6 protein-coding genes are annotated in these 7,775 nt (G+C 65.0%); 3 read left to right on the top strand and 3 right to left on the bottom strand.

What is annotated here, in order from left to right; genetic code table 11:
• Window positions 1–60: 60 nt before the first annotated feature.
• Window positions 61–1,179, bottom strand: a complete 1,119-nt coding sequence (locus tag AX730_RS18505; protein ID WP_198147184.1) for a tyrosine-type recombinase/integrase — start codon at window positions 1,177–1,179, stop codon at window positions 61–63.
• A 320-nt stretch (window positions 1,180–1,499) separates the two neighbouring features.
• On the opposite strand from AX730_RS18505, the gene fabA reads away from it, so the two are divergent.
• Together fabA and fabB are read left to right on the top strand one after the other, a co-directional pair.
• Entirely contained in the window at window positions 1,500–2,015 is a 516-nt protein-coding gene (gene fabA, locus AX730_RS12755) for a 3-hydroxyacyl-[acyl-carrier-protein] dehydratase FabA (protein WP_062357092.1), read from the top strand.
• Window positions 2,015–3,223: a beta-ketoacyl-ACP synthase I gene (fabB, locus tag AX730_RS12750; RefSeq protein WP_062357090.1), complete on the top strand. Its 1,209-nt coding sequence runs from the start codon at window positions 2,015–2,017 to the stop codon at window positions 3,221–3,223. The genes fabA and fabB overlap by 1 nt, the downstream gene beginning before the upstream one ends.
• A 6-nt stretch (window positions 3,224–3,229) precedes the next feature.
• Here the strand turns inward: fabB and AX730_RS12745 are convergent, their stop codons facing one another.
• Both AX730_RS12745 and glmS read right to left on the bottom strand, forming a co-directional pair.
• A complete protein-coding gene (locus tag AX730_RS12745; protein WP_157074233.1) occupies window positions 3,230–4,315 on the bottom strand; it encodes a glycerophosphodiester phosphodiesterase in 1,086 nt (361 codons plus the stop codon).
• A gap of 158 nt (window positions 4,316–4,473) precedes the next feature.
• Window positions 4,474–6,300: a glutamine--fructose-6-phosphate transaminase (isomerizing) gene (gene glmS / locus AX730_RS12740; protein WP_062357088.1), complete on the bottom strand. Its 1,827-nt coding sequence runs from the start codon at window positions 6,298–6,300 to the stop codon at window positions 4,474–4,476.
• A gap of 194 nt (window positions 6,301–6,494) precedes the next feature.
• Here glmS and AX730_RS12735 point away from each other — a divergent pair, with 194 nt between their 5' ends.
• Window positions 6,495–7,763, top strand: coding sequence for an efflux RND transporter periplasmic adaptor subunit (locus AX730_RS12735; RefSeq protein ID WP_062357121.1), 1,269 nt, complete (start codon window positions 6,495–6,497; stop codon window positions 7,761–7,763).
• Window positions 7,764–7,775: the final 12 nt, after the last annotated feature.

Raw genomic sequence — 7,775 nt, 5'->3', positions numbered from 1 at the left:
CGTACGAGAAAATTCCACTTCTGAGGTCTGCTAATCTGCGGGGGGATTACCCAAGAATCCTCATTTCAGGTCGCTTATTAGCTGCGAGATTTCCGACTGGTACCGGGCAGCCACCGAGATCGTCATGTCATCGACATAGTGAAGATAGATCTCAGTAGTTCTGATTGAGGCGTGCCCTAGACGATCTCGAACATAGAGCAGCGCATTGCCAGCGTTGATGTGCTTGGTCAAAGCCACGAGCGTGTGGGTTGCGTATGTGTGCCTGAGCAGGTGCGGATTCACATCTCTACCCACCAGCCCGTCATTTTCCCTGTACAGCTTCCACACTGATCTTGTCTTGTAAGGCTGTCCGCGCTGAGTGACGAAGAGCGCCGCACTCGAACCTAAAGCGCGGCTTGGTCGCTGAGTGAGAACGTATAGCCAGAGAGAACTCATCAAGCTCCTCGGCACATGGATCGTTCTTTCTACCGCGCCCTTTGTTGCCATATCGGCGGGCGACAACCGAACCACTATGAAGGAAGGCCTGCCCGCAATTGAGTCCGGGTCAACTACATAGCTGCAAGGAAAAGTGGTGAGCTCTTCAACACGAATTCCAGTCTCAACTTGCAGTCTCGCCATGAGCCTGAGAGTTTCATTCTTGAAGCCGCGGAGGAATGCGATGACTTCCGAGGCGGAAAGAATCTTGGGAATATGTTTCGAAGCGCGAAGTTTTACGTCAGGACGTGGCGCCGGCGCTCGCGTCGACCGTTTTGAATGAGTGCCTACATCTCTACTTCGGGATTCCCTCATTGCAAAGGGCAGATGGACGATTTCTCCCCTTTCATAACTGTGCTGAAAGAAGCGCGCGATCACATCCAAATTTGCGTTTACGGAGCTTCTCTTGAGTGGGGCGGAAAGCAGATAGCTCCGGAAGTCCGCTACTACGCTTGGAGCGCCAGGGATCAGTCTTTCATTCCATGAGCGTGAGGATTCTTCAAGGAAGGTGAAGAAGCGCGTAAGAGCGAAAGCGTAGTTGGCCCATGTCGCCCTGGACGGCCTTCGAGCTGATTGGAGCAGCTCCCCTACTAAGAATGCATGCACTACTGGATTAATTGCTCCGGAGGCTTCCAGAAGGATGGGAAATCCCTCGATCGGAAACCCGGCAGGTTTGAAGTCTTCCGTAGACCAAATGAGCTTCATACAAAGCCTCATCCCGAGTGCTACCAACGCTGTCTAACAGACTCCATATAGGCCTGCAACACCCCTAGGTAGACTTTACATGTCGATGTGGATGATCTTGCGCATCACGCGATGATATCGGCCGCCGTACGCAATCGCATGGATGCGGATGGGAACGATACGGCTGCGTGTGGAGTCGCGGACAAAATGCGCGAAACCCTTGCCGCAATTGCGTCACGCGGATGGTACGCCGGCGTATGGAAAAACGGCCGTTGATCTGCATCAAGACAAGCGTATGCACATGTGTGCATTATTTGCGCCTTCGCAGAACGGACGACGCAATGAACGCCCCCGCTTCCTTCTCGCGCGAACAGCTGCTGGCCAGCGCGCGCGGTGAACTGTTCGGCCCCGACAGCGGCCGCCTGCCCAACGACCCGATGCTGATGTTCGACCGCATCACCGAGATCCGCGAGGATGGTGGCGTGCATGGCAAGGGCATGATCCGTGCGGAGCTCGATATCCATCCGGACCTGTGGTTCTTCCAGTGCCACTTCCTCGGCGATCCGGTAATGCCGGGCTGCCTGGGCCTGGATGCGATGTGGCAGCTGACAGGCTTCTTCCTGACCTGGATCGGCGCGCCCGGTCGCGGCCGTGCACTCGGTTCGGGTGAAGTGAAGTTCACCGGCCAGGTGCTGCCGACGGCGAAGCGCGTCAGCTACGAGATCGACATCAGCCGCGTGATCAACCGCAAGCTGGTGCTGGCGGTGGCCGACGGCCGCATGCTGGTCGACGGCCGCGAGATCTACACCGCGCGCGACCTGCGCGTGGGCCTGTTCACGTCGACGGAGAACTTCTGATGCGTCGTGTCGTCATCACCGGCCTCGGCATCACCTCGTGCCTGGGCAACGATGCGGACACCGTGTCGGCCGCCCTGCGCGAAGGCCGCTCGGGCATCCGCCACATTCCGCAGTACGCCGAACTCGGCTTCCGCAGCCACGTCGGCGGCGCACCCGAGATCGATCTCGATGCGCAGATCGACCGCAAGCAGAAGCGCTTCATGGGCGATGCCGCCGCGTTCGCACACATCGCGCTGCGCGATGCCATCGCCGATGCCGGACTCGACGACGCGCTGGTCAGCCAGCCGCGCACCGGCTTGATCGCCGGTTCCGGCGGCGGTTCCGCGGAATGGCAGATCGAAGCCGCCGACCTGCTGCGTGCCCGCGGTATCCGCAAGGTCGGTCCGTACATGGTGCCGCGCACGATGTGTTCCACCGTGTCGGCCACGCTGGCCACGGCGTTCAAGATCAAGGGCGTCAGCTATTCGATCTCCGCGGCCTGCGCCACCTCCGCGCACTGCATCGGCGCGGCAGCGGACCTGATCCGTGCCGGCCGCCAGGACATCGTGTTCGCCGGCGGCGGTGAAGAACTGCACTGGGCGCTGACGATGATGTTCGATGCGATGGGCGCCCTGTCGAGCAAGCGCAACGACGATCCGACGCACGCTTCGCGTCCGTACGACGCCGATCGCGATGGCTTCGTCATCGCCGGTGGCGGCGGCATGCTGGTGCTGGAGGATTACGATCACGCGGTGAAGCGCGGCGCGCGCATCCATGCCGAGCTGCTGGGCTACGGCGTGACCTCCGACGGCGCCGACATGGTCGCACCGTCCGGCGAAGGTGCCGTGCGCTGCATGCGGATGGCACTGGAAGGCGTCACCGCACCGCTGGACTATCTCAACACGCATGGCACCTCGACACCGCTGGGTGACGTGATCGAGCTCGAGGCAATCCGCAACGCGCTCGGCGACACCCTGCCGCCGATCTCGTCCACCAAGGCGCTGTCCGGCCATTCGCTGGGCGCTGCCAGCGTGCACGAGGCGATCTACTGCCTGCTGATGATGCGCGACGGCTTCATCGCCGGCTCCGCCAACATCGAGACGCTGGACGAAGGTGCAGCGGCATTCCCGATCGTGCAAACCAGTCGTGACGCCGCGCTCACGACGGTGATGTCGAACAGCTTCGGCTTCGGCGGCACCAACTCAAGCCTGGTGTTCGGCAAGGTGTGATGCGTCTCAGCGGTCGTCCACCGCACGACGACCCAGCGCCGGGTCGTCGGTGAAGAAACCCCCGATCCCCAGCGCGAGATAGGCGCGGATCTCTTCGAGGGCTCCCGCCTCGCTGCGCGTGCGTGGATCGTCGCTTTCGCGCATCGCCGCCGGCAGGAAATGGTTCTCCGGCCGGAAGGTGTAAGGCCAGACCTGCAATCCCGACGCGCGCGCATCCGCCATCAGCGCGGTGGGCGTCCCCAGCGCGCCATCCTCCGCAACCGGCATCAGCAAGCGCGTCCACGGGCCGATGATCTCGGCGTAAGCGGCGATTTCCTGCAGTCCTGCCGGCGTCATCAGGTCGGCGTAGCGGGTAGGCTTTCCCGCCGCCAGCGCATCGCCGGGTTGCTCGTCAGGCGGGCCAAGCAACTGCAACAGGCGGATGTTCGGATGCGCTGCGCCGAGGTGCTTGCGCAATGCCCGCAGGTTGGCCTGCTCGAACGACTGGATCACCACGGGCGCCTCGCGCGCGTACGCATGCGCGGCAAGCGTATCCAGCAGCCGCTGTTCCATCGGCAAACCGATGCGCTGGAAATGGCTGGGATGCTTGATCTCCGGAATCAGCCCGATGCTGCGACCCGTACGTGCAGCGTGCTCTTCCGCCAGTGCAATGATCTCCTCCAACGTCGCGATGCCGTACCGGCCATCGTGCGCCGTACCTCGCAACTCCGGCAGGCGCTCACGCGCGCGCAAGGTCTTCAGTTCGGCGAGGGTGAAGTCCTCGGTGAACCAGCCCTCGAACGTCTCGCCATCGATGACCTGCTTGCGTTTACGCGACGCGAACTCGGGCCGCTGCGCGATGTCGGTGGTACCGCCGATCTCGTTCTCGTGGCGCGCGACCAGCACGCCATCGCGCGTGGCGACCAGGTCCGGCTCGATGTAGTCCGCCCCGTCGGCGATCGCGCGCGCATATGCGGCCAGCGTGTGCTCCGGCAGGAGCGCGCTGGCACCACGATGGCCGATGACGAGCGGCGTCTCCGGCGTATCGAATGCGGCGGCAGGCAGCGTGGGCATCAGGGTCATCAGCAGCAGGAACAGGCGATGGAGCGGCATGGACAGATCCTCATGCGGGGGAGGATGCCACGGACGTCGCGTGGCCCGGACAGCACGAAGCCCGGCTTCCGCCAGGCTCCGGAGCAACGCGGGAGGAGAGAGAGACCTCGTTGCAGGAAGAATTCTGCACGCCGCCTGTTACAGCCCGGCGACAGCGGTCACTCCACTGTCACCGACTTCGCCAGGTTGCGCGGCTTGTCCACGTCGGTGCCACGCGCCAGCGCGGTGTGGTACGCCAGCAGCTGCACGGGAATGGTGTGCACGATGGGGCTGAGCACGCCGACGTGGCGCGGCGTACGGATGACGTGCACGCCTTCGGATTCGCTGAAGTGGCTGTCCTGGTCGGTGAACACGAACAGCTCGCCACCACGCGCGCGCACTTCCTGCATGTTGGACTTCACCTTCTCCAGCAGCACGTCGTTCGGTGCGATCACCACCACCGGCATGTCGGCATCGACCAGCGCCAGCGGACCGTGCTTCAGCTCGCCGGCCGGATAGGCCTCGGCGTGGATGTAGGAAATTTCCTTCAGCTTGAGCGCGCCTTCCAGCGCGATCGGGTAATGCAGGCCGCGGCCGAGGAACAGCGCATCCGACTTCGGCGCGAAGCGCTCCGCCCATGCGGCGATCTGCGGTTCCAGATTCAGCGCATGCTGCACGCTGCCCGGCAGGTGGCGCAGCTGTTCCAGGTAGTCGGCTTCCTGCTCCGGCGTGACCTTGCCGCGCAGCTTGCCGAGCACCACCGTCAGCTGGAACAGCGCGGCCAGCTGAGTGGTAAAGGCCTTGGTCGACGCCACGCCGATCTCGGCGCCGGCGCGGGTGTAGCAGACCAGCTCGCTGGCGCGCGGGATCGCGCTCTCGGGCACGTTGCAGATCGACAGCGTGTGCTGGTGGCCCAACGACTTCGCGTACTTCAGCGCTTCCATCGTATCCAGCGTTTCGCCGGACTGCGAAATGGTGACGATCAGGTGCTTGGGATTCGCGTACGCCGCGCGGTAGCGGTATTCGCTGGCGATCTCGACATTGCACGGCACGCCGGCGATGGCTTCCAGCCAGTAACGCGCGGTCATGCCGGCGTAGTAGCTGGTGCCGCAGGCGAGGATCTGCACGCCCTCGATGTCCTTCAACGCCGCTTCCGCATTGGCACCGAACAGCGCCGGCGAGAAGCCGCCATCGACCACCGCCTCGATGGTGTCGGCGATCGCGCGCGGCTGCTCGTGGATTTCCTTCTGCATGAAGTGGCGGTACGGACCCAGTTCCAGCGACGCCAGCGACACGTCGGAGACGTGCACCTCACGCTGCACGGCCTGATCCCGGCCGTCGAACACGGTCACACCCTGGCGGGTCACTTCGGCGGTGTCGCCCTCCTCCAGGAAGATCACGCGGCGCGTGGCCTGCAGGATCGCCGAGACGTCGGAGGCGATGAAGTTCTCGCCCTCGCCCAGGCCGATCAGCAGCGGGCAGCCCATGCGTGCGCACACCATGCGATCCGGCTCCTTGCGGCTGACCACGGCCAGCGCGTAGGCGCCGGTGAGTTCCTTCACCGTGTGCTGCAGCGCCGTCAGCAGGTCGTCGCCGCCCTTCAGGTGATGGTGCATGAGGTGGGCAATGACCTCGGTGTCGGTCTGCGACTCGAACACGTAGCCCAGCGCGCGCAGCTTCTCGCGCTGTTCCTCGTGGTTCTCGATGATGCCGTTGTGCACCAGCGCCACGCCGTGGCTGATGTGCGGATGGGCGTTGGCTTCGGTCACGCCGCCGTGGGTCGCCCAGCGCGTATGCCCGATGCCCAGGCTGGCGTTGAAGCCTTCCGCGGCGGCGGCGCCTTCCATCTCGGCCACGCGGCCGGTGCGGCGCACACGGCGCACGTCCTGCTGGTCGACCACCGCGATGCCCGCGGAATCGTAGCCCCGGTATTCCAGCCGCTTCAGTCCCTCGATCAGTACCGGCACCACGTCGCGATCGGCGATCGCGCCCACAATTCCGCACATAAGCGTCTGTCTTCCATCTGAGTGAAACGAGCGGACATTCTACGTGTCCGGTACTGGACAGGCTCTGTCCGCTCGGTGTCCGCGGACACCCGGACAGTCGTCCACGCCGGACAACCCCCTTGTGAATCAAATGCTTGCGGTTGGCACGCATCCTGCTGAGACAAGCAGGTCATTCCAAAGAACGCATGCCGCCGATGATTCGGGACACCTCCGCGCAAGACCGAGTGCTCAGCGCCTCGCAGACCCGTCCGGCCTGGCGCCGCTGGATCTGGCCCGCCGCCGGCGGCGCCCTGCTGCTGGCCGGCATCGTGTTCGCCGCCCGCGGCTGGCTGGCTGGCACGGCCTCGGTCGATGGCGCGCGCCTGCGCATCGCCGAAGTCACCCGCGGCGACCTGGTCCGCGACATCGCCGCGGACGGCCGCGTCATCGCCGCCAACAGCCCCACCCTCTACGCCATCGCTGGCGGCGTGGTCACGCTGAAGGTCGTGGCCGGCGACAAGGTCACGCAGGGCCAGCCGCTGGCCGAGATCGACAGCCCCGAGCTGCGCAGCAAGCTGGCGCAGGAACAGACCACGCTCGCCGGCCTGGAGGCCGAGGCGAGCCGCGCGATGCTGGATGCCAGCGTCACCCGTGCCAACGCGCAGAAGGCGCTGGACCAGGCCGGTATCGAACGCCAGGCGGCCGAGCGCACGCTGCAACGCTACCAGCGTGGCTACGACGGCGGCGCCGTGCCGCAGGTCGACGTGCTGGAAGCGCAGGACAACCTGCGCAAGAGCGAGATCGCGCTGTCCCACGCGCAGAAGGATGCCGGCCTGCAGGGCCAGGGCGCCGGCCTGGACGCGCGCAACAAGCAGTTGCTGGCCGACCGCCAGCGCGCGGTGGTCGCCGAAGTGCAGCGCCAGGTCGACGCGTTGACGCTGCGCGCACCGTTCGATGGCCAGGTCGGCCAGGTGCAGGCGGTGCAGCGTTCGAACGTGGCGATCAACGCGCCGGTGCTGAGCGTGGTCGACCTGTCGGTGTTCGAAGTCGAGATCAAGGTGCCGGAAAGCTTCGCGCGCGACCTCGCCATCGGCATGCCGGCCACGCTGACCAGCGCCGGCCAGCCGTACGCCGGCGAGATCTCCGCGGTGTCGCCGGAAGTGGTGAGCGGCGAAGTCGTCACCCGCCTGCGTTTCTCCGACAAGCAGCCGCCCGGCCTGCGCCAGAACCAGCGCCTGTCCGCGCGCATCCTGATGGACACGCGCCGCAACGTGCTGATGGTCGAACGCGGCCCGTTCCTCGAGCAGAGCGGTGGCCGCTACGCCTACGTCATGGACGGCAGCTCCGCCGTGCGCCGCCCGGTGCAGCTGGGCGTCAGCAGCCTGAGCAATGTCGAAGTGCTGGGCGGCCTGAAGCCCGGCGACAGGATCGTCGTCTCCGGTAGCGACCTGTTCGGCGACGCCGAGCGCGTCTCGGTCAACTGATCCTCCCCGTTC

It is taken from the genome of Pseudoxanthomonas mexicana, assembly GCF_001556105.1.
In the GTDB taxonomy this organism is placed as follows: Bacteria; Pseudomonadota; Gammaproteobacteria; order Xanthomonadales; family Xanthomonadaceae; genus Pseudoxanthomonas_A; species Pseudoxanthomonas_A mexicana_A.
Note: the sequence above shows the minus strand (reverse complement) of the source record. Positions and strands in the feature narration are given on the sequence as shown.